Below are 25441 nucleotides of genomic sequence, written 5' to 3'. Positions count from 1 at the left end.
ACATAGATTAAATCGTTTGTTATAGTTATTTTAGGATAGATGATTATTTTTTAGATTCTAAAGGGGTGTAGTGAGCAATGTCTAATATGTATGATAGCGCAAATGATATAGAAAAAGCAATTCGCAATAGTGTTGAGTTTAAAGAGCTTGTAGAAAGCTATCACAACGTAATGAACGATGAAGAGGCAAAGCAGTTATTTGAGGCATTTCGTGATACACAAATGAATTTACAAGAAAAGCAAATGGAAGGTATAGAAATATCGCAAGAAGAAATTGATAGGGCACGACAAATCGTTGAAAAGGTTCAACAGAACGAAATGATTTCCAAGTTGATAGAAAAAGAACAGCGACTAAATCTAATCATCGATGATATTAGTCGCATTATAACAAGGCCATTAGAAGATTTATATGAATATTAATCAACTGGCTTCTATTAGATTGGAGACTCACATTTGTGAGTCTTATTTTGTATTAAGAATGAAATAATAGTAATTTTGCATCAGGTGAAACAAGACGATGTGTCTGTTCATGATAGTCCTCTTTTTCCAATTTTTCTTGACCTATCTCCTTAGCTTCTAAATCATTCTTTGCCTCGAATTTCTCATCAAGTAGTTTTTTTCCGTCTTTTTCGTAAACAGTTAGTACATATGTTTTCATTATGATCCCCCTTAATGAAATCGCTTACCACCATTATAATATATTTCAGTGTTTTTTTGAATAAATAGGCTGATTATCGAACGTGCATTCGTATTGTTATTTTGGTAAAATAGATAGAAAAGATAAGGAGGAAATGGTGATGAGCCAGATTTCGTTTATTCATGCGGCAGATTTACATTTAGATACACCATTTCAAGGGCTATCTCGAATACCAGAGACAGTATACCCTGATATTCGCGAAAGTACTTTTCGAGCATTTTATCGCCTTGTTGAAGTAGCTATACAAAAACAAGTTGATTTCGTCTTATTAGTTGGTGATTTATTCGATAATGAACGTCAAAGTCTTAAAGCACAATACAAATTACGTCAAGGATTCGAACGATTAAGAGAACATGGTATAGATGTTTTCTTGTCTTACGGTAACCATGATTATATCGCAGGAAATATTCATCCGATAAATTATCCTGATAATGTCTATGTATTTCCTGATCAGACCGTACGTCATGTTATTTATAGAAGGAATAACCGCGATTTAGCAACGATTTATGGATTTAGTTATGAAGAACGTGCTGTCCATAGTGTAAAGGCTAACGAGTATGAACTTGCTCAAACAAACACACCGTTTCATATAGCTATGTTACATGGGAGCTTAAAGACAAATACAGAACATGATGTTTATGCTCCGTTTTCACTGAATGACTTATCTCAGAGGCCGTTTGATTATTGGGCATTAGGCCATATCCATAAGAGGCAATGTTTAAAAATGAATCCTCCAATTGTTTATCCTGGTAATATACAAGGAAGAAATCGTAAAGAAACAGGAAAGAAAGGCTGTTATTATGTCGAGTTGTCGGTTGAAAATGTACAAATGAATTTTATACCTTTACAAGCGATCGAGTTTCAAACAGTCAACATAGATGTTGATGATGTCGAAACAATTCAACAATTGGAAGAGACATTAAGACATAAAATGATGAATGAATGCACTTCTGAAGTGCCACAGTTATTCGATATTGTTTTCAAAGGGACACGTACGCATCCTTTAAATTGGAAAAGTAGCGGGATGCTTGAAGAGCTAATAGAACTCATCAATGATCAATTGACGACATATGATATATGGAAGTATATTCATCACTGGTCGTTTGATATAAGACAGGAAGAGCAATTATTAGGAAATCATGATCCGTTTATTTCTGAATTAAAACGTATGATTGAGAAAGCCAATATCGCGGAATATCTAGAGGATTTATATGAACACCGTGAAGCACGGAAATATTTAACCCCTATGACAGTAGATGAGGAGCAAGCGTTAAAAGATGAAGTAAAACAACTTTTGTTTTATATGTTTTACGACAAGTCATTGTGAGGTGATGTCATGAGATTAAAACAAGCTTACATATATGGTTTCGGTAAATGGGTTGATTATACGATTGATTTTACAGATTCATCATTTCTTCTCGTTTACGGTACAAATGAATCTGGTAAGTCAACCATTCAGGCATATATATTGTTTATGTTGTTTGGTTTATACCCGAAAGAACGTGCTTTTTATAGACCAAAAACGAGTAGCAAAATGGGGGGCAGATTGACAGTCATCGATTCAGAAATCGGGGAATTTACAATTGAACGACTTGATCATGTCCGAAATGGAAAGGCTGTTTGTTATACAGAAACAGAACAATACGATGAAGAATGGCTAAAGAAACGATTAAATGGATTAACTCGTGAAACATATCAGGCAATTTACGCCTTTTCAGCAATTGATCTCTTACAAATTCGGGAAATGAAAGAAGATGAATTAAGTGAAGTGTTATTAAATATTGGTCTAACAGGATCAACACATATACACAGGATTGAAAAGAAATTAGATAATTCTTTAGCTGAGTTGTTTAAACCATATGGCTCTCGTCCTAAAATTAATCAACAACTATCTAACATAAAAGGAATGGTGAAAAAGCGACAACAATTAAAAGATGAAAGCAGACGCTATCGTGAAAAAAGCGAGCAACTTTCACGTTGGCAAGCTGAATTAAATCGTTTAGAAGAGCTTCTTACTAAGAAAAAAGAAGCTTTATTACAGTTGGAAAGAATTGAACAAGTCCTTCCGTATCTTTATTCATACATTGATTCAATGAAAGAGCTAAATGCTTTAAAAGAGATTAAAGGGTTTCCAGAAGATGGTATTCTACGTTTAGAACAAATAAAAGAAAAAGTGAATCCTTTATTAAGCGAGTATTCTATTTGTGAAAAGAATATGCATGTATACCATCAAAAAATGACTGAAATTGAGATAACTAGATTAGAGCAAGCATTGATTATACAAATTAAAGATGTGTTACAATATGAAGCAAAATATGAACAAATTAAACAAGAATTGCATAAATTGGTAAAAGTATATGATTTAGAACAAGTCCAATTAAATCTAGAGCTCGAACAGTTAAATTTAGATTTAACGAAAGAAGATTTAGCCAATCTCCGTTTTCCATTTCATATTGAAGAAGTATGGTCAATGATAAAACAACATCATGAAGAATTAACAGTACAACGCGAACAGCTTAGTCGGGAAAAACGTGTGCTAGAAAAACGTCTCACACAGCTGGAAGAAGAGCGAAAATCTATTGAAACTGAATTACTTTCACAAGAGTCACGTTTCCAAATGAAACAAGCGATAGACGATAATAAGAAAGCTACATATTTGAAAAGTTTCGAACAGCAATATAAGAAAACGAATAAGAAAGCGAAATCAAGTGTAGATCAACTGCAGCGAAAGACTAAATTTGCACGTATGATAGGGGTTATTATTGCTGTTATAAGTATCTTTATATTTATAATGGATATTCCATTATCTTATGTTGGAATATTATTCGGGTTTCTCCTAATAGGTGGCTCATTATTTATAGAGAAGAAATCAAAAGCGTATGTAGAGCAATGGATGCTGGTTATGAATGAATTACCTGCATCTATTCTCTCACAACAAGAAGAACAAGACATTTTATCACAATTAGCAAAAGATGATACAAATAGACAACAGTTAAACTCAATTGAACAAGAAATAAAACAGGTATTAGTGCAATATCATATTTGTGAAGAAAAAATGATTGATCATAACATTAAGGAGCAGCAATTAGACCATTCTATTCGCAAACAACAAGAGAGATATCCTTTTTTAATCGATATAGAAGTAGCACATTGGCCAACAGTTTTTCATTCATTAAAGCGTATATTGTCACGTTATGAAGCCATATCTGAATTGAAAATGGATATAAATGACTATAAAGAACAGATGCACGATATAGAAAATATTGTTACAACGTTAATGAAAGACTTACATGTCTTTCAAGGTGAACAGAAGTCATTATTATCATATTTTACTCAATTGAAAGAGATGCTAGATGAGGATGAGAAAAAGCAAATAAAATATGAAAATTATAAGCGACTATATGAAGATAATATGAAACATTTAGAATCTGTAAAGGCACAGATAAACATTTATGAAGAAGAAAAGCAAGTTCTATTTCAGATAGCTTGCGTCCAAAGTGAGGAAGATTATTACAGAAAGGCAAAACAATATGAACAACAGCAACAATTATTATTAAAAATTGAACAAATAGAGGCGAGTTACTCTCCAATGTTTTCAAAGGAAGAATGGGATGCCTTAGTAAAAGAAAAACCGACTCATAAGGAGATAAGTATGAAGAAGCAAGAACAATCCCTTCAAATGAATCATATTGAAGAAGATATTGAGCATATTAGGAAGCGGATGATAACAGTGGAAACAGAAATGAAAGAATTGGTATCTTCTCATGCTTATTCAGAATGGATTCACCGTTTTCAACTTGAAAAAGACGAGCTTAATTCCCTAGCTAAACAATGGTCCACTTTAAAAGTTGCTAGAATGTTATTACAGGAAACGAAGAAACAATATAAGGAACATTATTTACAACATATATTAGACAAAGCATCCACTTTTTTTATGTATATCACGAATGAACAGTATGTTAAGATTATTGCACCAACAGATGATAGCGGGTTTAAAGTGGAATCTAAGAATCAGCTAAGATATGATGTAACAGAACTATCGCAAGGAACAATTGATCAGTTATATGTTTCTTTACGCCTAGCAATAGGTGTTGTTATGAATGAATCTGAGCGATTACCATTTATCATTGATGATGCTTTTGTGCATTATGATTATGAACGGACGAATCGAATTCTCGATATATTAGCTACTTTAGCAAAAGAAAGACAGATTATTTTATTTACATGTAAGAAAGATATTTTAAATAGAATGGATAAGACGAATGTTATAACAATCGAAAATACCTATCAACATATATAACGCATATTAAAAGGGAGAGAATGAACGAATGAAGAAAGGAATTAAATCCTTACAAGTAGGTCACAAATTTAAAGGATTCATGTTAATAAAAGAGGCTACAAAAGGGGTAACAAGTAATGGGAAGCCATTTTTAACGTTAATATTACGAGATATGTCAGGGGAAATTGAAGCTAAACTGTGGGATGCAAAACCCGGGGATGAGACGATATATACAGCTGAACAGATTGTATATGTAACGGGTGACATCACACAATTTAGGGGGAAAGCTCAACTTAGAATTTATTCCATTCGCCCCGCTCAAGTGACTGATGGTGTACAAATTAGTGATTTTATTGAAAAGGCACCGGTTGAAAAAGAAGTCCTATATGAAAAGATAATGGAAGCTATTTTTGAAATGGAAAATCCAAATATCCAGCGTATTATCCGCGCTTTTGTTAAAGAATATCAAGATGAGTTACTCACATATCCTGCGGCTGTATCCAATCATCATGCATATATGTCTGGCTTGGCGCATCATATTGTTAATATGTTACATTTAGCAAGAGAATTGTGTAAATTATATCCAGATGTTAATCGAGATTTGCTTTATGCGGGAATTATTTTGCATGATTTAGCTAAAGTTAAAGAGTTATCAGGTTTTGTAACGACATCCTATACACTTGAAGGAAAGTTAATTGGTCATATTCCAATGATGGTTGAAGAAATTGGCCTAATGGCTAAACAACTTAAAATAGAAGGGGAAGAAATTATTGTATTACAGCATTTAGTCCTATCTCATCATGGAAAATTAGAGTGGGGCAGTCCAAGACCGCCACTGATTCGTGAAGCGGAACTGCTGCATCTTATCGATCTCATTGATGCTAGAATGAACACATTAAATCGAGCACTTGAATATGTTGAACCAGGAGAATTTACTGAAAAGCTCTTTGCTTTAGATAACCGTTCATTTTATAAACCTAACATATGAGAATATAAATAAATGGCATTTTTAAAAATAAATGACATATATCTATTAATAAGAAGGGACGAGGGGTGTGTACATTGTTTTTTGGAGTACCTTGGTGGGTTATTTTATTGATTGCTTTTACATTTTTAAGTGGATATATGGCATTACGAGCTATGGTTGCAGAGAAACGATTGGAAGAACGGTTTATTGAACAAGAAGGACAAGTGTACATGAAAAGAATCGAAGAAGAACGTAAGAAACGTTTCATAAAAAAAGTGGGAGAATAGCACGGAGCTATCCCCACTTTTTTAATTTAACCTTGTGCATTTTGTTGATCCATGTTAAATAAATCTTTAAACTGTTCGTCTTTAACGTCAATTTCGGCTTGTTCGAGAAGCTCTTTTAGTTTTGCTTCAGTATCCACTTTTTTATTTTTTAAGTCGTTTTCAATCATGTCTTTATTGTCTTCAAAGTTGCCAATGTCTTCTTCTTTTTTCCGCTTATCTTTTAATAAAATGATATGGTAACCGAACTGAGATTTAACAGGTTCACTAATTTCACCTTTTTTCATACTATATGCTTGATCTTCAAATTCAGGAACCATATCTCCTGTTGAGAACCACCCAAGATCGCCACCATTTTCAGCTGAACCATCTGTTGAGTGTTCTTTAGCTAGTTTTTTGAAATCGGCACCTTCGTCAAGTTGTTTCTTAATATCTTTTGCTTCTTTTTCATCAGCGACAAGAATGTGGCTTGCTTTTAATTCCGTTTTCATTCGTTCAAATTGTTCTTTTAATTCTTCATCAGTTATCTTGACATCACCGAACATCGCTTCTTCATAGAGCATACTAATACGGATTTGTTCCCGTAATTGATCTTCGTCCTTAATGCCTTGTTGCTGTAAGACGAGATCAAACTGATCTCCCATTTCATCTTTCATTTGCTTAACTTCTTTGTCAACTTCTTTATCATCAACCTCAAACTTGTCCTCGAGAATTTTAGCTAACATCATTTGTTGTAGGACATTAGCTCCGATTTGATCCTTCATTTCCGTATAAAATTCTTCTTTTGTAATGTCACCTGATTTTGACTTTACAATAACATCTCCTGAATTACTACATCCAGAAAATAATAATACACCCGCACTAATTGTTGCGGCAATGGCTAACTTCTTCATTTGAACACTCCTAATCTAGATATGAACTTCATTTTCTTGCTATCAATAAATATAACATATTTTCAAGTAAAAACATACTATCGTTTTACTGAATATTATATTAAATGATTGCATGCTGAATTTTTATATATGATGTGATTAAAAGGATTAACACGATCATATTCATAAATCGAAACATTTTATCTTGACGTTGCTTACTTAATTCAAGCTTAACACAAAATCTATGTGTCAGTATATTGAAAACGAAGAAGACGATAAAACTATAAATTGGAAATATGATGTTCATCCATGAATCCCCCTAATCAAAGACCAGTCCCAATATCTCTATAATGATGTTCTCTTATTCACTTTAACAAAATAAATGCCGACTGAACAGGGGGGAACATTGATAAAATTAAAAATCATGTCTAAAAAAGTCAATTGTTACCCTCTTAGACTCAAAAAAATGGTATAATATAATATACTATTTGTAGCTGTTTGGATTTTGTTGTAAACGAGGTGTTGTCATGCAGGATAAGACGGCATTCCATCTACAGCTTATTATGGATCTAATTGATATGAAAAAATATCCATTCAAGAAACTATTAATTGAAAAAGACTTATCTGAACAAGAGTACAAAGATTTATTACAATTGCTCGATCATCTTAATTTTGAGTATAAGGAACAAAAAGAACAAGGGTTGTTAGACTATACATCATTACTGATACATTTTGTTGGAATGTTAAATGAAAAATTAAGTCCAAATGAAACGATTCTAGCTTTACAACAAGAAGGCTATTATAAAGAACTTATGGATGAATTTATATTTTTATTAAATAGATATAATCTTTAACATTGATTGTAATAGTAGTCATAAGGTAAATAAGTACAACACTCTCGTTCATAAAGGCAAAAAAAGTAATCGGTATGTGTCCGATTACTTTTTGCTTTTCTTTACTTTTTCTTCTAGTTCTTTTAAACTGACTTCAATTTGTTCTAAATAATCTTTAATATTTTCTTGATGAGGTTCAACGGATTCTTTCCAGGCAATAACTGACCGTTTCATTTCATGAGTAAGATCTTTAATCAGTGCCGAGCTTTCTTTTGATGTTTTAGCGAGTTGGTCCTTTAATTTTAAACCGTCACGCTTTAATCCTTCAAGCAGTTCTTTCCACTCTGTAGCTTGATCTTTTATTTTTAGACGTGTATCTCTTCCAGAAGCTGGCGCACTTAATAAAGTAGCTGTTGCACTAACAACACCGCCAACGAAAACACCGAGTAGTAATGATTTAGTTCTTGACATGGCTTATGACCCCTTTCATTTGAAAAAGTGCTCACATATCATTATAACTTAAAATGAGATCCAAGAACAATAATGGAATGTCCATTGTCATTAACTAAATAAAAAAACCTCTGACTATTAAAGCCAAAGGTTTACTTGGTTTTGTTAAATGGTTTTTGGGCGTATTCGTTTCAACACCCCTTGGGCAATTGGGTAAACAATTGTCATCACAATCGTGTTAACGATTGCTGCAGGTAAAACGATACCGACGAATAAGGTGATAAAACCACCTTCCATTAGATTGACAATAAATAGAGTAACCGTTAAAAATATACTACCGCTAATGATTGTGCCAAAAGCGGTTAACATAGGAATTATAATATTGATATTTCCTTTTTCCTTCAAGAACAGAAATAAACCTAAAAATACAAAAGCTGTAATCGGTTTATCAATTAAGTTAGCAATTTGTCCACCTGGTGCACCTGTTGTTAAAGCGGATATAAATCCCGTTACAACAGAAAGTAACAAGACATGATGTGGTTTTGGAAATAAAATAATACCTAAGAACATCATCGCTAAAAGCATATCGGGTTTCATCCCGAATAAAATCGGCGGTATCACTGTATGTAATACAGCACCGATCCCTACTAATAGGGACAATAAAACTAAATCTTTTGTCTTCATTGACTCATCTCTCCTATTCTATTCTAACTCTTCTAAACTTCCCAACTGTACACTTGTTGTCAGTTGCGGAACTTATGGTCAGTATAACAAACTATGACTAAAAGGAAAAGAGCTATTTACTTTATTTGAAGATTTATTTCCTTAGCAATTTTTTGTAAATCATCTTGTGTATAATCGTTCTCATGTGTGTGCCAGTTTGGTGAATAACCATCTCCCTTACCATATCGTGGTATGAGGTGTAGATGTAAATGGAAAACAGATTGTTCTGCAGCACGCTCGTTATTATTAAGTAGGTTCATACCGAGTGGTTGATATGCATCACGAATAGCATTAGCAATCGTCGGTATACGCTCAAATAAATGCTTTGCTACTTCAGGTGGTGTTTCAAATATATTTTTTGTATGTGTTTTTGGTATGACTAATGTATGCCCCTTTGTTACTTGACTGATATCTAGAAAAGCATAGACGTGTTCATCTTCATAAACTTTTGCAGATGGTAATTCTCCAGCGATGATTTTACAAAAGATACAGTCTTTTTCTTCCAATTCATTTCATCCCCTTTTCGTATCGTTACGTACATTGTAATAATGGATGAATGGTATGTCAAAAAATAATGAGGCGCGACGCTCGTCGTGCCTCATTGAGAGAGAAGGGACGTCAACAGTTCACATAACAACTATTGATTAGTTGCTATTATATGACAACCGTTTTAACAGCATCCTTTGACCGAAAGGATATCAACCTGTCAAAAGGGTTTAAATCATATACTTGTTGATTGGGATCACCAAATCACCCCATTAATTGATAAATGTAGGTGAATCGTCCACATCTCTTCAGTACGTATTATGAGCGAACCATCGTTTTTTATACATATAAGTAATAGGTGTGAGATGTATTTTATTGAATTTAATGATAAAATTTGTAAAAAGAACGTTTTCGAGACGGAGGACTTATTGTGAAAGCTTTATTGCGTGTTAAAGATCTTCATGGTGGTTATACACATAAAAATGTTTTACATGGATTAACATTTGATGTATATCCTAATGAAATCGTCGGACTAATTGGCCTAAATGGTGCAGGAAAAAGTACTACTATTAAGCATATTATTGGTTTAATGAAAGAAAAAAAAGGAAAGATCACACTTAATGAAAAAACAGTACACGATGACCCAGAGGCATATCGTACACAACTCGCATATATTCCTGAGATCCCTATATTATACGATGAATTAACATTATATGAACATCTTCGTTTAACAGCTATGGCGTATAATCTCCCAGAAGATTTATTCGAACAGAGACTAGATCATTTACTCCAGGAATTTCGGATGGATAAGAAACTGAAATGGTTTCCTGTTCACTTTTCTAAAGGTATGCGACAAAAAGTGATGATAATGTGTGCATTTTTGATTGCACCGCAATTGTATGTTGTCGATGAACCATTTGTAGGATTAGACCCTTTAGGTATTCAGTCGTTTATCGATTTGATGATTAAAATGAAAGAGCAAGGAGCAGGTATTTTGATGTCGACACATATTTTAACGACAGCAGAAAAATATTGTGATCGCTTCATCATTCTACATAACGGAAAAATACGTGCCCAAGGCAGTTTAGAGCAATTACGGACACAGTTTTCTATGCCAAATGCAAGTTTAGATGCCCTATATATTCAGTTGACAAAGGAAGAGAACGATGTTTGATGCTGATCGATTATTTAAAGAACGTTTGTCACATTACATGAAGGAAACAGGACGTTATTTACGGTATATATTTAATGGTCATATTGCGGTTGCATTATTTTTCTTTATTGCGGCTTTTGCTTATTTCTATCAACAATGGTTATTAACCATACCAGAATCTTTTCCAAGTACAATTATCATGGCGACTGTGTTCGGTATTTTAGTGAGTTTAGGATCTGTACGAACACTGCTTCAAGAAGCAGATTTAGTCTTTTTAGTACCAGCGGAAAAGAAAATGCGTCGATATTTTAAAAAGACTGTCCTACTTAGTTATTTCATTGGCTGGTATCCGATTTTTTTAGTTGCAGCTTTATTTGGTCCTTTATATTTTGCTAGTTTCCCTGAACGTAGTGGTCGAACATATTTATTGCTTATTGTCGTGTTACTTATTTTTAAGGGGTGGAATTTACTAGCAACTTGGTGGATGAATAATATTCAAGATAAAACAATCCGTGTCATTGATTTGTTCACCCGCTTACTTGTTTCAACAGCTGTTTTCTACTTTCTTATTGATGGTACGATGATTTTAGCAACTATTTGTACAGGCTTGTTTATCGGTGTCTTTTTATACGATCTATTCATTTCACGGAAACAACCGAATATCAATTGGTATCTACTCATTGAAAAAGATCAAAATCGCATGCAAGCTTTTTATCGGATGGCTAATTTATTTACAGATGTACCCCATCTACGAAATCCAGTTAAAAAAAGAAACTGGCTCGTATCTTTATGGGCACATCGTGTACCATATAAACAGCGTTTAACATATGATTACTTATTTCGTTTAACGTTTATTCGTAGTGGAGATTATTTAAGTATGTATATTCGCTTAATCATTGTCGGTAGCTTGTTCATTTATTTTGTACCAATTGTTTGGGTGAAAGTATTATTTGCCATTTTATTTCTTTACATGAGTTTATTTCAAATGATGACGATTTATCGTCATCATCGAGTAAATATATGGTTAGACATATATCCAATTTCTGAAGAAAATAGAAAGCAAGCTTTATTAAGACTGATTATAAAGTTAGGACTGCTACAAACAGTGATTTTTACAATTGTCACTCTTTTTTTACAAAATTACTTCTTAACGGGCATCATGTTTATCGTTGGCGTCATATTCAGCTATGGATTTGTTTACTTTTATATGAAAGAGAAGTTAGTATCATAAAAAATAGCCAGCTTCCAGTCATGTGAAGCTGGCTAATATGATGCTTCTTGATAGTTTAAATAAGCTTTAATCAATGTTTTGGCAGCGATTGGCATCGCTTTTTCATCAAAATCGAACTTCGGATGATGATGTGGATAAGGATTCGATTCTTTAAGTGCACCTGTAAAGAAAAAAGCTCCTGGCTTTTCCATTAAATAGTAAGCAAAGTCTTCGCCGCCCATTGATGGTTCGACTTCAACAATTTCTTGTATGTCTTCAATGCTATCTTTTGCTTCCATCACGAGTTCCGCCTCTTTTTTATGGTTGACAACTGGCGGATATCCTTTCGCGTAATCAAATGTATAAGTAATATCATTTGCTAGACAGATTCCTTTTATATGTTTCTCCATTGCTTCAATTATTTGTGCTTGAACCTCTAAATCTAAATAGCGTACGGTACCATCAATTTCAGCTTTATCAGCAATCACATTAAAGGCTGTACCCGCATGGAATTTTCCAATCGATAAGACAGCTGTACGCATCGGGTTGACTTCTCTACTTATGATTGTTTGTAATTGAGTGACTAATTGAGCGCCAATTGTGATGGCATCTTTTGTTTCATGAGGTTCAGATCCATGTCCGCCTTTACCGTGTAACGTAATACGAAAGCTATCTGCGCCTGCCATCAGAACATCTTTTGAAATTTCAATTCGTCCGACTGGTATGCCAGACCATAAATGTGTTCCGAATATAGCGTCAAGGTGATCAAGTGCACCTGATTCAATGATTGGCTTTGCTCCACCAGGATTCATTTCTTCAGCATGTTGATGGATGAAAACAACCGTCCCAGGCAAATCGTCTTGAAACTCTTTCAAAACACGGGCAATAACGAGAAGAGTTGCAGTATGTCCGTCATGACCACAAGCATGCATGACACCGTCTACTCTAGAGCGATACGGAACATCTTTTTCATCTTGAATTGGTAGAGCATCAAAGTCAGCGCGTAAGCCAACTGTTTTACCAGGTTTACCACCCTTTAAGGTTGCAATTACACCATTTCCCCCGACTTTTTCTTGATAAGGTAGACCGAGTTGTTTATAAAAATTAGCAATATACTTTGCGGTTTTCTCCTCTTTAAAAGATAATTCAGGATATTGGTGTAAGTAACGACGAATATCAACCATTTCATTAAAGGATTTGTCAATAGCTCGTTTTATTTTTGAAAACATGATGCATCATTCCCCCATAATGTATATACTTTAAATAAATGAAATTCCTTTTATTATACCATTTTTCAGAAGATGGTGTCTAAAATGTTTTCTTTTAGCTCAATTAAGATGATTAAGAGAGTTCTCAGACTTAAGGTGGAGGCGGAAAACACCTTAAGGTGGTTTATCTTCCAACAACTCCCTGATAGAATAGATGTATGAGTTGAATTGGATAAATTGATTTTATGACCTGTGATAGGTGGGATAGATATGAGAAGAAGTATTTTTTATTATATCATTGCTTTTTTTTTAATTGGGTTTGGGACCTTATTAATTTTAGAAAATATCGGTATCATGTCATTTAGTTTTGAAACGGGATGGCATTATCTATATCCAGTTCTAATCATTATGCTTGGTTTAAAATGGGTGAGTAATCGTTTTAGGTATCAAGGGGGCAGTTTGTTTTTTGGAAGTCTTTTCATCCTCTTTGGTTCATTACTAATCTTAGATCGATTTCAAGTCATTACATTTCATTTCAAAGATTTATTTAAACTATGGCCATTACTAATAATTTATGTTGGATTTTCATTATTAAAAGGATCACGCCCAGTCGTTGTCATGAACTGGTCAAAAGATAAAACAGATGCTGATGATAATTTTGATGATGCGGAAGTCGATGACAAAGGTTCTATGTTTTCAGTCGGTAGTTATGAATATAATCAGCCGAATTGGAAAGTCGAGCCGATGTCATTAAGAAGCTTGGCAGGGGATTTCTTTTTCGATTTCTCAAAAGCATTTATACCGGAGAAAAAGATTCCTATTCTCATTGACTCTTTAGCAGGGGATGTCCATATTTTAATGCCAGAACATGCTGAATTTCGTGTACGAGCCTATGTCGTCGCTGGTGAAATTGATGTCGTTGGTCAATCTACTGATGGGATTAATCGTTCATTTACATTTGAAACACCTGGCTATGGTTTTTCTGAACAAAAGTTAGATTTCCAAATTCGGTTAAAAGCAGGTTCAATTCGTATTAATTACGTGTAGGAAGAGGTGATTATTTGTTTAAGCGATTAAATGGTATACGTTATGTATATATCCGCTCCAATCTTTATAGTTTATTTATTACAACGGTTACATTACTCGCAATTTTATTAACGATTTATGTCCTCTTTGAACCAAAATGGCTTCATGTTACGAGTATTTTTGTCTTTATTATTTTATATATTGTGTGTGGGACAATGATTTCTTTTTATGCGGGTTTTGAGTCGAGCGGCGATTTAAAAAACCGAATTGACGGGTTGTCGGTTCTAATCGCACAATATACGAATGGAAATTATTTATCTAATATTTATTGTGATCGTGACGATGAGATTTCCCGTATAAGTAATGAATTGAATCAGTTGGGGGTGAATATGCAAGCACAAGTTAAATCATTACAACGTTTAGCAGATGAAAAGGCAGAGTTTGCAAAATCAGCTCATAAATCAGCTGTTATGGAAGAAAGGCAACGATTGGCTCGCGAGTTACATGATGCTGTTAGCCAACAATTATTTGCTTTAACGATGATGTCACAAGCAGCAATTAAACAGTTTGATGAGAATCCGCAAATGGCAAAAGACCATATGCAGGAAGTCGTTCAAGCTGCTTTAAAAGCCCAGACCGAGATGCGTGCTTTAATGCTTCATTTAAGACCTGTACATTTATCAGGTGAACCGCTTCATAAAGGAGTTCGACAGTTAATTGCTGAATTAAAAGATAAATGTCAGATTGAGTTCCAAGTAAATATACAAGATGATCTCACTTTAAGTGAAGCAATTGAAGATCATATATTTCGCATTATTCAAGAAGCATTATCTAATATTCTACGGCATGCTCATGCAACACGAGTTAGAATCGATGTCTATATGCGCCACGATGAATTATTCGTCCATATTCGTGATAATGGCAGAGGATTTGATATTGAACAAGATCTGAATAGAAAAACATCATATGGATTAAAGACAATGCGTGAAAGAAGTCAAGAACTTGGTGGCACATTTACGATTCGTTCAAATAAAGATGAGGGAACGAATATTGATATTCGTATTCCAGTGCACAAATAATTCAAAAGGAGGTTTTAATAATGATTAGAGTTGTAGTTGTTGATGATCATGAAATCGTTCGGAAAGGAATCATCGCCTATCTACAGACAGACGATGACATTGAGATAGTAGGTCAGGCAGCGAGTGGATTTTCTAGTGTAGAAATCATTTTACGTGAAAAGCCAGATGTTGTTTTAATGGATTTAGTAATGGAGAATGGATCGGGAATTGAAGCGACAAAGCAAGTAATAGAAAAGTATCCAGAGTGTAAAATTATTATACTGACGAGTTATTATGACGATGAGCAAGTTTTTCCAGCTCTTGAAGCAGGCGCTTTTAGCTATTTATTGAAAACAGCGTCCGCCGATGAAATTGTCCAGGCCATTAAGAAAGCTGTTATAGGAGAAAATGTCATTGAACCAAAAGTAGCTAATAAAATGTTAACAAACTTTCAAAAGCAGCCTTTAAAACCACATGATGAATTAACACCACGTGAGATGGAGGTTCTCCTATGTATTGGGAATGGTTTAACAAATCAGGAGATTAGTGAAAAATTATACATAGGCATTAAAACAGTTAAGACACATGTGAGTCATATTCTATCTAAATTAGGTGTAAGTGATCGTACACAAGCAGCTGTTTACGTTCATCGCAATGGTTTGCTGTAGTTTATCTGATATATTGTTAGAGCCTTTTTATATTTTCGTGTATAATTATCACGACTACGTTTGAGGGAGAGTCGTACAATGACGTCTGACAAATCATTAGATAACCTCATGCTTGTGATTTGGACAATTGCATTATTAGCGACAGGTGGCAGTCTTTTTTATTCAGAAGTGATGGGCTTTACGCCTTGTGAATTATGTTGGGTACAACGTATTTTCATGTATCCACTTATTATGATTTATGGTGTCGCTTTATGGAAAAAAAATATCCAAATCGCATTACCGGGTTTATTTCTAAGTGGAATAGGTTTTCTTATATCATCCTATCATTATTTATTACAAAAGCTTCCTTTATTGCAAGAAGTTGGTGATACATGTGGAATTATTCCATGTCATACGCAATATGTTAATTATTTAGGGTTTATAACCATTCCCTTTCAAGCTGGTATTTCCTTTTTAAGTATATTTGTTCTTCATTTACTGATATTAAAACTAGTTAAGAGGTGAGTTAGAATGCACAAGAAGATGTTAGTAATTATTGGTACAATCGCTCTATTGTTTTTAGCTTTGTTTATTGTGAACCAGTATAAAACGAAGCAAGCAATAGATGGTGGTAACAATAGTTACGAAAAAAATGATTTAAACCATTCGACAATTAAGCAAATGGATGATCCATTATATCAAAACCAAATCACTCCTAACACGCTGAATCAAGTACTTGATAAAAAAGAATCGATGACAGTTTATTTCTACAAACCTGACTGTAGCTATTGTCTTGAAACAACCCCAATTTTAGTCCCATTAGCTGAGGAACTGAACATAGATCTGAAGAAAATTAACTTATCTGAGTTTAAAAAGGGTTGGGATTCTTATCAAATAGAAGGAACACCGACACTTATTCATTATGAAAATGGTAAGGAAGTCGCGCGTATAGAAGGATATAATGAAGAAAGTGTGTTTAGAGATTTTTTTGAAGAACATGTTTTAAAAGAAAAATAAAGAAATTGTTTTGATTAGAACAATAAGGGGGTGTCCTAAAAAAAGAGGATCCCCTTATTCTTCTTTTATCATAGTGTATGTTTTTAAAAATGGGCGGTCAGCAAAATATGCTGGTTGTTTAACCGATTGTTTGTTATGTGCTTTCTCAAATGCTTTTGATTCTCGCCACTCATTAAAATATGCTTCTCGCTTCCACTGTGTTAAGACGATATAAGCAAGGCCTTTTTTAGGCTTTAACAATCGAAAGGCTTGGAAGCCAGGCATTGTTTCGACTGCGTGTTGTCTCTGCTTGAAGCGCTCTTCAAAGACGGGGCGCCCATCTGTTGTTACAGGGATATGATTCATAGCAACAAATCCTTGTTTTTCAATAAGCCCCTTAGATAACAAAATGTCATAGACTCTTCCTGCAGTAAATACAGATTTACCAATTCCTTCATAATAAGCTAGTGTGTCGTGATTCTTCATGAAGTAAAAAGATAAGTGATCATGCTTCTGTTCGAGTTTCTTTAAGAAGGCATATGTCCCATTAGTCATAAATGCTTTTGTTTTTACCATCTATCATGCCACTCCTTTCTATATATTATTATGTCATAGACATTGTATAAGAGCTATTAAGGACTTGTTCTTTTCCCGTTAAAAAAAATGTCGTATAATGTAGACTAAGTACATTTCCGCCAAATATTTGAGGTGAATCTATGATGAAGGGGAAGTCAGTGATCAGGAAGTCACTGAAATGTGTTCAACAGAATTTAAAGCGCCCTTTTTTTATATTATCTATTATTTTTGTCATGAGTTTAACTGGTTATCTCTTTATTTTGTATGGGGGACGTTTTTTTGTTGATGAAGAAAAAATGATTCTTCCTGCGGCTACTATTATTGAAACGGCTGATGGTGCGGAGATTTATCGGTTATATGAAGAGAATCGATTACCTATTAACATTGATCAATTGCCTGATTATGTATTGGAGGCGTTCGTCGCAATTGAGGACCGACGTTTTTATAAACATGCTGGGGTTGATAGTAAATCGGTATTTCGTGCGATTGTAAAAGATATAATGGCAGGAAGTAAGGTAGAAGGAGCAAGCACGATTACTCAACAGGTTGTCAAGAATTTGTTTCTTACGCATGAGAAAACATGGTTGCGTAAAATGAAAGAAGTAATGGCAGCGATTTATTTAGAACGACACTACTCAAAGAATGATATTTTAGAGCTATATATCAATTCAATATATTATGGGCATGGTGTTTATGGAATTGAAATGGCCGCACAAAAGTATTTTTCTAAATCGGCTCGTAATTTAACGATGACTGAGGCAGCATTATTAGCAGGTATTGTTCAGTCACCGAATCGCTACTCACCTATTCATTATCCAGACAAAGCACTTAAACGACGAAATGCTGTTTTAAAAGCGATGGATGATAGTGGATTTATTTCAACAGAAGATCGAGTACGAGAATCAGGAAAGACATTGGGATTAAAGAATAGTGAAAAGATGAGTCGTCCATATTTAGCAAGCTATATTGATCTAGTGACGAAAGAAGCTGCTGACAAACATCATCTCACCATAAATGAATTAAAGCGTGGCGGCTATCGACTCGTTGTTAACATGGATGAAAAGATTCAGAAGATAAGCTATGACCATTTTAAAAATGATCAATATTTCCCAGGCAATGTATCAGGCGTTGAAGGTTCATTTGTTATGCGGGAAGTGAAATCAGGTAAAATCGTTGCTGCTATTGGTGGGAGAGATTATCAATTTGGTCATTTAAATCGAGTGACAATTAAACGTCAGCCAGGTTCAACGATAAAACCAATTGCAGTCTATGCACCCGCAATGATGACAGAATCGTTTGGACCATATAGTGTAATCCCAGATCAAAAGGATTTATTAGATGCTTTAAAAATCCGTAATAGTGAGGAAATATATAGTGGTTATGTATCATTATATTCCGCACTAATGGAGTCAAAGAATACATCAGCGGTATGGCTCCTTGATCAGATTGGAATTGATTATTCAAAAGAGTATTTGAAGCAACTGAATATCCCATTACCTAATGATCATGGATTATCAATCGCTTTAGGTGGTTTAAAATATGGCATAACACCTATACAATTAATGGATGCGTATGCTACATTTCCTAATGAAGGAAAATTTCAAGATTCACATGTGATTGATAAAATTTATAAATCAAATGGGGAACTACTATATCAAGCGAATAAAAAACAGGTACAAGTATTTACAAAACAGGTTGCTTGGAACATAACGGAAATACTTTCAGAAACGGTTAATCAAGGAACGGCAAAGGCAGGCTTCTATGACCATGCTTTAGCGGGAAAAACAGGTACAACCGAGCATCCACATGTAACAGGAAAAAATAAGGACATATGGTTTGCTGGATATACCCCTGAGTATGCGTTGGTTGCCTGGATTGGCTATGACAAATCTGATCAGGCCCATTATTTAACAGGGGGGAGTAGCTATCCAACAATATTAGTAAAACAAATTTTAACAGAAGTAAATAAGTTAGAACCATTGGCAAAAACATTCGAAAAGCCAACTGGTGTTGAAGCACTTGAACGACCAATCCAATTACCTGTAATACATAATTTGCAAGCAGATATTGAATGGAAAAACTTCGCAATAAACGGTAAATTGACTTGGGACGGTTCGGACGATAAACGTGTTGTTTATCGAATTTATCAAGTTGATTCGAGTGGAATTGATAGACGAGTAGGTGAAGTTATTGGGCATCATGAATATCGAATCCGTCTACCATCACTCTTTAAAGCGAAGACATATTATGTCGTCCCTTATGACCCATTGACTAAATTAGAAGGGAAACGCTCGCCAGATGTTGAATTATCTTTATCATATGACAAATTAATGACAAAATAAGCCGTATGCTATACACGTATGTGAAAAATGGTTATAGTTAATAATGGTGGATAATATGAAGAAAGTTATAAAAGGGTGAAAATAAATATGTCAAAGCAATTTAATGATACAATCCTTAAGGCTTATCGTGGAGAGAAAGTTGACTATACTCCTGCTTGGTATATGCGTCAAGCAGGTCGTTCACAACCAGAATACCGTGAATTAAAGAAGAAATACTCATTATTTGAAATTACACATCGACCAGAAACATGTGCTTATGTGACACGTTTACCAGTAGAAAATTATGATGTAGATGCAGCAATATTATATAAAGACATTATGACGCCTCTTCCAGCAATGGGAATCGATGTGGAAATAAAACCAGGCGTAGGGCCAGTCATCTATAATCCGGTTAAAACAATTGAAGATGTTGAAAACTTAAAAGTGTTGGAGCCAGAAAAACATATACCATATGTATTAGACACGATTCGTATATTGACAGAAGAACAATTAAATGTTCCATTAATTGGTTTCAGTGGGGCTCCATTTACTTTGGCAAGTTACATGATTGAAGGTGGACCGTCTAAAAATTATGGTAAAACAAAAGCGCTTATGTACAGCAATCCTGATTTGTGGTTTATGTTAATGGATAAATTAGCAGATATGATTATTATATATGTTGAAGTGCAAATAAAGGCAGGAGTTAAAGCGGTTCAGATATTTGATTCTTGGGTCGGCTCATTAGATGTTAGAGATTATCGTAAATACATAAAACCAATCATGACACGGATTTTTACAGAGTTGCGACGCTTTGATGTTCCACTAATTATATTTGGTGTTGGTGCTAGTCATTTATTAATGGAATGGAATGATTTACCAGTAGATGTTATTGGGCTTGATTGGCGTACTTCCATTAAGGAAGCACGTGAGTTAGGAGTAACGAAAGTATTGCAAGGTAATCTAGATCCAGCGATTTTATTAGCTGACTGGGATACGATTGAAGCACGTACAAAAGAGATTTTAGATCAATCAAAAGATGATGGACATCATGTATTTAACTTAGGTCACGGTGTAACACCAGATGTAAAGCCAGAAACGTTAATTCGTTTAACAGAATTCATTCATACGTACTCAAAGCGATAACACTTAAAAACATGAGGTGAGTTGATATGGGAAGAAAGAAAATGGGCCTATTAGTAATGGCATATGGTACACCATATAAAGAAGAAGATATCGAGCGATATTACACACATATTCGTCATGGTAGAAAACCATCTCCAGAAGCTTTAGCAGATTTAACAGAGCGATATAGAGCAATTGGTGGTATTTCACCGCTTGCTAAGATTACTGAAGAACAAGCATACGCATTAGAAAAAGTATTAAATCAAATTCAAGATGCCTATGATTTCCAAGTATATATCGGTCTGAAACATATCGAACCGTTCATTGAGGATGCGGTAGAAAAGATGGCTAAAGATGGTATTAAACAAGCTGCATCAATCGTGCTTGCGCCACATTATTCAACATTTAGTATTAAGTCATACAATGGTCGTGCTCAGGAAGAAGCAGAAAAACATGGAATAACATTAACATCAGTTGAAAGTTGGTATACTGAGCCAGATTTTATCGCCTATTGGGCAAGAGAAATTACAAAAGAATATGCAAAGATGAGTGATGAGGAACGTAAAAAAGCAGTGTTAATCGTTTCAGCTCACAGCTTACCAGAGAAAATTATACAGAATAATGATCCGTATCCTGAGCAGTTAAAAGAAACAGCTGAATTAATAGTGAAGGAAGCCGGGGTAACAAACTATGAGATTGGCTGGCAAAGTGAAGGAAATACACCAGATCCATGGTTAGGTCCAGACGTACAAGATTTAACACGTGACTTATATAAACAAAAAGGGTATAAAGCTTTTGTTTATGCGCCAGTGGGCTTTGTGGCTGATCATTTAGAAGTCCTATATGATAATGATTATGAGTGTAAAGTAGTTTGTGACGAAATCGGTGCAAATTATTATCGTCCAGAAATGCCAAACGTTGATCCGCTTTTTATAAATGCTATGGCAAATGCAGTTATGACGAAGATAAGACGTGATGCTTAATGAAATCTAAGAACATCTTAGTTGTTGGCGGGGGCATAACAGGTTTAGCAGCAGCCTTTTACTTACAAAAGCATATTAAAGAACATCATCTTCCATATCAAGTTAAGTTAGTAGAATCATCTAATCGTCTTGGTGGGAAAGTTCAGACCGTTCGTCGTGACGGCTTTACGATCGAACGAGGACCAGATTCATTTTTAGAACGTAAAAAGTCTGCTGTTGAACTTGTGGAGGATCTAGGTTTAACAGACCAACTTGTTCGTAATGGAACAGGGCAGTCATATATTTTAGTCGGAAAGAAATTGCATAAAATGCCACAAGGTTCTTTTATGGGAATTCCTACACAAGTGAGACCGTTTCTTTTTTCAGGGATGTTTTCTCTGACAGGTAAATTAAGAGCAGGAATGGATTTTCTTATTCCGAAAGGTAAACAGGTTGATGATCAATCTTTAGGACATTTTTTTAGACGTCGCTTCGGAGATGAATTAGTAGAGAATCTTATTGACCCATTATTATCAGGAATTTATTCTGGTGATATGGATGAGATGAGTTTAATGGCGACTTTCCCTAACTTCTACCATCTTGAACAGAAGTATGGAAGTTTAATTAAAGGATTAAATAAATCAATGCCAAAGAGAAAAAAGACGGCTAAAAATAAAAAGAAACAAGGTATGTTCCTCTCACTTAAAGGTGGATTAGAAACATTAATTAACGCTCTCGAAACACAATTAAATCCAGGTACAATTCAATTACAAACAGCAGTTGACCATATTCAAAAGAAAGATCATGGCTATCATGTGTTATTAAGTGATGGAACAGTTTATCGAGCAGATGCTGTTATTATGGCAACACCACATCAAACATTATCAAACATATTTAGCCAGTATGATTTTTTCAATGTATTTAACGATATGCCTTTAAATTCAGTTGCGAATGTTGCAATGGCTTTTGATAAAAAAGCAATTAGAAAAGATATTGATGGTACAGGATTTGTCGTTTCTAGAAATAGTAAATTTCGTATTACGGCTTGTACTTGGACACATAAAAAATGGCCAAATGCAGCACCAGAAGATAAGGCGCTTATTCGTTGTTATGTTGGCCGGCCTGATGATCCAGAAGCAGTTGATTTATCAGACGAAGATATGGTGAAACTCGTACTTAAAGATTTAAACAAGATCATGAAAATTAAAAATAAACCGATATTTTCTGTTGTAACAAGATGGAAAAATGCTATGCCACAGTATACAGTAGGGCATATAGAGCGTTTAGCAACAGTAAAGCAAGCAATGACTGAACAGCTACCAGGTATTTATTTAGCAGGTAGTTCATATGAAGGGGTAGGATTACCTGATTGTATTGATCAAGGAAAACAAGCAGTTGCTAACGTGTTAAATTATTTAAGAGATTAATGAAGAAAAGCAGTCTGATGCGTTCAATCCGCTTCTGGCTGCTTTGTTTTTTGATATTTGATTGCTATGATGAATGGTTTGAAGGTATTAAGATTGAATAGAGTATACGATATGACTATTTGTAATTGAATTATTGGTGAAATGCTATGCTATGCCAATAATTTATCTAAAGGGTTAATAAAAACAAAAGCGAAGAGTACTTATTTCTTCGCTTTTGTTTATTTATCTTAAGTCTAAGTTATTCATAACTTTTTTCAAGCTCATCAACTAAGGAACCAACATATTGGACTGCTGTCTTTATAGCATCAGGTTCTGTCATATCAATACCGACCTTTTTAATCAATTCAAGTGGTGATAATGTGCCACCTGCTTTTAAGACATCTAGCCAACCTTGAATAGCAGATTCACCTTCTTCTTTAATCTTTCGAGCGACAGCTGTTGAAATGGTTAATCCAGCAGAATAGGTATATGGATAAAGTCCCATATAATAATGTGGTTGACGCATCCAAATAAGGCCAGCGCTATCATCGACAATAACGTCTTTACCCCAAAATGATTGAATCGCTTCTTTCTTTTGTGTTGAAAGGACATCTGCTGTTAAAGGCGTGCCTTTCTCTGCTAAATCATATATACGACGTTGGAATTCACCTTCTAATAAATGTGTAATAAAGTTATGATAATATGTTCCTAATAGTTGTGTAATAACCCAACGTTTCATTTGTATATTGTTTCCAGTTTTATCTAATAAATAGTTACCGAGTAATAATTCATTCATTGTTGATGGTGCTTCAATAAAGTAAGTTGAAGGTCTTGTATTGAATAAAGTTTGATTTTTGTGTGCCAAATAAAAATGACCAGCATGACCTAACTCATGGGCTAGTGTGAAGGCGCTTTCCATCGTATCTGTCCATGTTAATAAGATATAAGGATGTGATCCATACGGACTAGAACAAAATGCACCTGTTGATTTACCGATATTATTAGACCAATCAATCCAACTATTTGTAAAACTTTCTTTGATGATTTCAGTGTATTCAGGTCCCATTATTTTTAAAGCATCAATAATGATTTCTCTAGCTTTATCATATGTTGTTTTAGGATTATAATTTGGATCAAGCGGTGCTTTTAAATCACAGTAACGCATCTCGTCTAATCCAAGTTTTTCTTTTTTAAGTCTTGCATAACGACGCATATGTGGTGCAAGCTCTGACTGAATAATATCTAGTTGATTCTCATACATTTCTAAAGTGACTTCCTGTGGTTGTAATAACATTTCTGTTACCGAATCATACCCTCTTAGTTTTGCTAAAGTGACTTGTTTCGTTACTTCTGTTGCATAGGTAGCCGCTAATGTATGTTTATATTTTTCCAGTGTATGCATATAGGAATCATAGGCATTTCGTCTAACAGTTGTGTCAGCAGATATTTCGTACTTTTCTTCATAGAGAGCAGCTGACATTGGAAGTTCTTTACCGTTTCCATCTTGAATTGGTTCAAACACCATATCCGAAGATTTGCTCCGTAGATAAATCGTATATGGTGCTTGATGGACTTCTTCTAATGTTGCTAACGTTTCTTCGACTTCTGCTGTAAGTGTATACGGTTTTTTTCTTAAAATATCTTTTAACATTTTTTCATAATGATTCAATTTTGGTTCTTCTCGTTTAAATTGTTCTAGCTTTTCTTCTGACATTTCGAGTAGCTCGGTCTCAATAAACGTAAGTTGTGCATTGATGCGAGCGGTTAAAGCAGCGACTTTAGCTGCATCATGTTGCCGCTTAGGATCACTTCCATCTGTACTTAAATGAAGACTTGCATAGGTACTTACTTGAATATGTCTTTCTAAGTATGTTTCATATGCTTTAATACATTCGAGTAACTGTGCTGCACCCTTATGTAATGTCCCTTTATAACATGTGATTCGTTGAATATCTTTTTCTAAGGTATGAAGTTCTTTTACCCAAGCCTTATGGGAGGTAAACAAATCTGATAAATCCCATTTTTGTTCTGCTGGTACGGAAGAACGTGTTTGTAAGCCTTCTGTTGACATGTAAACTTTCCCCTTTCTTCATAAAATGATTCGTTTTCCTAAATAATTATAATATATTCACACTAAAAAAGATACGGTTTTTTATACTTTTTTAC

General features: G+C 34.4%; 26 protein-coding genes. 17 read left to right on the top strand and 9 right to left on the bottom strand.

Annotated elements, in window-relative coordinates; genetic code table 11:
* The first annotated feature begins 77 nt into the window (after positions 1 to 77).
* A complete protein-coding gene (locus HNQ35_RS07915) occupies positions 78 to 419 on the top strand; it encodes a YlbF/YmcA family competence regulator (RefSeq protein ID WP_146936269.1) in 342 nt (113 codons plus the stop codon).
* 52 nt (positions 420 to 471) lie between these two features.
* Here HNQ35_RS07915 and HNQ35_RS07910 read toward each other — a convergent pair whose 3' ends face one another.
* Positions 472 to 657: a YhzD family protein gene (locus HNQ35_RS07910; protein ID WP_146936268.1), complete on the bottom strand. Its 186-nt coding sequence runs from the start codon at positions 655 to 657 to the stop codon at positions 472 to 474.
* A 139-nt stretch (positions 658 to 796) separates the two neighbouring features.
* Here HNQ35_RS07910 and HNQ35_RS07905 point away from each other — a divergent pair, with 139 nt between their 5' ends.
* From HNQ35_RS07905 to HNQ35_RS07890, 4 genes are all read left to right on the top strand, one after another.
* Positions 797 to 2023, top strand: a complete 1227-nt coding sequence (locus HNQ35_RS07905) for a metallophosphoesterase family protein (RefSeq protein ID WP_221261448.1) — start codon at positions 797 to 799, stop codon at positions 2021 to 2023.
* 9 nt (positions 2024 to 2032) lie between these two features.
* Positions 2033 to 4996, top strand: a complete 2964-nt coding sequence (locus HNQ35_RS07900; RefSeq protein ID WP_146936264.1) for an ATP-binding protein — start codon at positions 2033 to 2035, stop codon at positions 4994 to 4996.
* Between the two features lie 28 nt (positions 4997 to 5024).
* Entirely contained in the window at positions 5025 to 5963 is a 939-nt protein-coding gene (gene yhaM, locus HNQ35_RS07895; RefSeq protein WP_146936262.1) for a 3'-5' exoribonuclease YhaM, read from the top strand.
* A gap of 74 nt (positions 5964 to 6037) precedes the next feature.
* On the top strand, positions 6038 to 6229 hold the full coding sequence (locus HNQ35_RS07890; RefSeq protein ID WP_146936260.1) for a sporulation YhaL family protein: 192 nt from the start codon (positions 6038 to 6040) through the stop codon (positions 6227 to 6229).
* A gap of 26 nt (positions 6230 to 6255) precedes the next feature.
* Here the strand turns inward: HNQ35_RS07890 and HNQ35_RS07885 are convergent, their stop codons facing one another.
* Together HNQ35_RS07885 and HNQ35_RS07880 are read right to left on the bottom strand one after the other, a co-directional pair.
* Positions 6256 to 7119: a peptidylprolyl isomerase gene (locus HNQ35_RS07885; protein ID WP_146936258.1), complete on the bottom strand. Its 864-nt coding sequence runs from the start codon at positions 7117 to 7119 to the stop codon at positions 6256 to 6258.
* 100 nt (positions 7120 to 7219) lie between these two features.
* Positions 7220 to 7405 carry a hypothetical protein gene (locus HNQ35_RS07880; protein ID WP_146936256.1) on the bottom strand — a complete coding sequence of 62 codons (186 nt, stop codon included), beginning with the start codon at positions 7403 to 7405 and terminating at the stop codon, positions 7220 to 7222.
* Positions 7406 to 7625: 220 nt separating this feature from the next.
* Here HNQ35_RS07880 and HNQ35_RS07875 point away from each other — a divergent pair, with 220 nt between their 5' ends.
* Positions 7626 to 7952 (top strand): DUF1878 family protein, encoded by a 327-nt coding sequence (locus tag HNQ35_RS07875; protein ID WP_146936254.1) that lies wholly within the window; start codon positions 7626 to 7628, stop codon positions 7950 to 7952.
* An 84-nt stretch (positions 7953 to 8036) separates the two neighbouring features.
* On the opposite strand, the gene HNQ35_RS07870 is transcribed toward HNQ35_RS07875, so the two are convergent.
* The 3 genes from HNQ35_RS07870 to HNQ35_RS07860 form a co-directional block, all read right to left on the bottom strand.
* Positions 8037 to 8402, bottom strand: a complete 366-nt coding sequence (locus HNQ35_RS07870) for a YtxH domain-containing protein (protein ID WP_146936252.1) — start codon at positions 8400 to 8402, stop codon at positions 8037 to 8039.
* 144 nt (positions 8403 to 8546) lie between these two features.
* Entirely contained in the window at positions 8547 to 9065 is a 519-nt protein-coding gene (locus HNQ35_RS07865; RefSeq protein WP_146936250.1) for a tryptophan transporter, read from the bottom strand.
* A 116-nt stretch (positions 9066 to 9181) separates the two neighbouring features.
* Positions 9182 to 9610 carry an HIT family protein gene (locus HNQ35_RS07860; RefSeq protein WP_146936248.1) on the bottom strand — a complete coding sequence of 143 codons (429 nt, stop codon included), beginning with the start codon at positions 9608 to 9610 and terminating at the stop codon, positions 9182 to 9184.
* Positions 9611 to 10020: 410 nt separating this feature from the next.
* Here HNQ35_RS07860 and HNQ35_RS07855 point away from each other — a divergent pair, with 410 nt between their 5' ends.
* Positions 10021 to 10764 (top strand): ABC transporter ATP-binding protein, encoded by a 744-nt coding sequence (locus HNQ35_RS07855; RefSeq protein WP_146936246.1) that lies wholly within the window; start codon positions 10021 to 10023, stop codon positions 10762 to 10764.
* Positions 10757 to 11974, top strand: coding sequence for an ABC transporter permease (locus HNQ35_RS07850; protein ID WP_146936244.1), 1218 nt, complete (start codon positions 10757 to 10759; stop codon positions 11972 to 11974). Before HNQ35_RS07855 ends, HNQ35_RS07850 begins: the two co-directional genes overlap by 8 nt.
* A gap of 32 nt (positions 11975 to 12006) precedes the next feature.
* Here HNQ35_RS07850 and HNQ35_RS07845 read toward each other — a convergent pair whose 3' ends face one another.
* Positions 12007 to 13182, bottom strand: coding sequence for a M20 metallopeptidase family protein (locus tag HNQ35_RS07845; RefSeq protein ID WP_146936242.1), 1176 nt, complete (start codon positions 13180 to 13182; stop codon positions 12007 to 12009).
* 249 nt (positions 13183 to 13431) lie between these two features.
* Between HNQ35_RS07845 and liaF the strand changes: the two genes are divergently transcribed.
* The 5 genes from liaF (at position 13432) to HNQ35_RS07820 (ending at position 16909) form a co-directional block, all read left to right on the top strand.
* Positions 13432 to 14208: a cell wall-active antibiotics response protein LiaF gene (liaF, locus tag HNQ35_RS07840; RefSeq protein ID WP_146936240.1), complete on the top strand. Its 777-nt coding sequence runs from the start codon at positions 13432 to 13434 to the stop codon at positions 14206 to 14208.
* A 14-nt stretch (positions 14209 to 14222) separates the two neighbouring features.
* Positions 14223 to 15266 carry a sensor histidine kinase gene (locus HNQ35_RS07835; RefSeq protein ID WP_146936238.1) on the top strand — a complete coding sequence of 348 codons (1044 nt, stop codon included), beginning with the start codon at positions 14223 to 14225 and terminating at the stop codon, positions 15264 to 15266.
* Between the two features lie 20 nt (positions 15267 to 15286).
* Positions 15287 to 15913 carry a response regulator transcription factor gene (locus tag HNQ35_RS07830; protein WP_146936236.1) on the top strand — a complete coding sequence of 209 codons (627 nt, stop codon included), beginning with the start codon at positions 15287 to 15289 and terminating at the stop codon, positions 15911 to 15913.
* A 78-nt stretch (positions 15914 to 15991) separates the two neighbouring features.
* A complete protein-coding gene (locus HNQ35_RS07825; protein WP_146936234.1) occupies positions 15992 to 16417 on the top strand; it encodes a disulfide oxidoreductase in 426 nt (141 codons plus the stop codon).
* Positions 16418 to 16423: 6 nt separating this feature from the next.
* Complete coding sequence (locus HNQ35_RS07820) at positions 16424 to 16909, top strand: thioredoxin family protein (protein WP_146936232.1); 486 nt, start codon at positions 16424 to 16426, stop codon at positions 16907 to 16909.
* Between the two features lie 54 nt (positions 16910 to 16963).
* Here the strand turns inward: HNQ35_RS07820 and HNQ35_RS07815 are convergent, their stop codons facing one another.
* Positions 16964 to 17464, bottom strand: a complete 501-nt coding sequence (locus HNQ35_RS07815) for an antibiotic biosynthesis monooxygenase family protein (protein WP_146936230.1) — start codon at positions 17462 to 17464, stop codon at positions 16964 to 16966.
* 143 nt (positions 17465 to 17607) lie between these two features.
* Between HNQ35_RS07815 and HNQ35_RS07810 the strand changes: the two genes are divergently transcribed.
* The 4 genes from HNQ35_RS07810 (at position 17608) to hemY (ending at position 23296) form a co-directional block, all read left to right on the top strand.
* Positions 17608 to 19806: a transglycosylase domain-containing protein gene (locus tag HNQ35_RS07810; protein ID WP_146936228.1), complete on the top strand. Its 2199-nt coding sequence runs from the start codon at positions 17608 to 17610 to the stop codon at positions 19804 to 19806.
* 87 nt (positions 19807 to 19893) lie between these two features.
* Positions 19894 to 20928, top strand: coding sequence for a uroporphyrinogen decarboxylase (gene hemE / locus HNQ35_RS07805; RefSeq protein ID WP_146936226.1), 1035 nt, complete (start codon positions 19894 to 19896; stop codon positions 20926 to 20928).
* 26 nt (positions 20929 to 20954) lie between these two features.
* Positions 20955 to 21890 carry a ferrochelatase gene (hemH, locus tag HNQ35_RS07800; RefSeq protein WP_146936224.1) on the top strand — a complete coding sequence of 312 codons (936 nt, stop codon included), beginning with the start codon at positions 20955 to 20957 and terminating at the stop codon, positions 21888 to 21890.
* Positions 21890 to 23296, top strand: coding sequence for a protoporphyrinogen oxidase (gene hemY / locus HNQ35_RS07795; protein WP_146936222.1), 1407 nt, complete (start codon positions 21890 to 21892; stop codon positions 23294 to 23296). The genes hemH and hemY overlap by 1 nt, the downstream gene beginning before the upstream one ends.
* 238 nt (positions 23297 to 23534) lie before the next feature.
* Here the strand turns inward: hemY and pepF are convergent, their stop codons facing one another.
* Positions 23535 to 25346, bottom strand: coding sequence for an oligoendopeptidase F (gene pepF / locus HNQ35_RS07790; RefSeq protein WP_146936220.1), 1812 nt, complete (start codon positions 25344 to 25346; stop codon positions 23535 to 23537).
* Positions 25347 to 25441 lie beyond the last annotated feature (95 nt).

This window comes from Cerasibacillus quisquiliarum, assembly GCF_014202495.1.
GTDB lineage: Bacteria > Bacillota > Bacilli > Bacillales > Amphibacillaceae > Cerasibacillus > Cerasibacillus quisquiliarum.
Note: the sequence above shows the minus strand (reverse complement) of the source record. Positions and strands in the feature narration are given on the sequence as shown.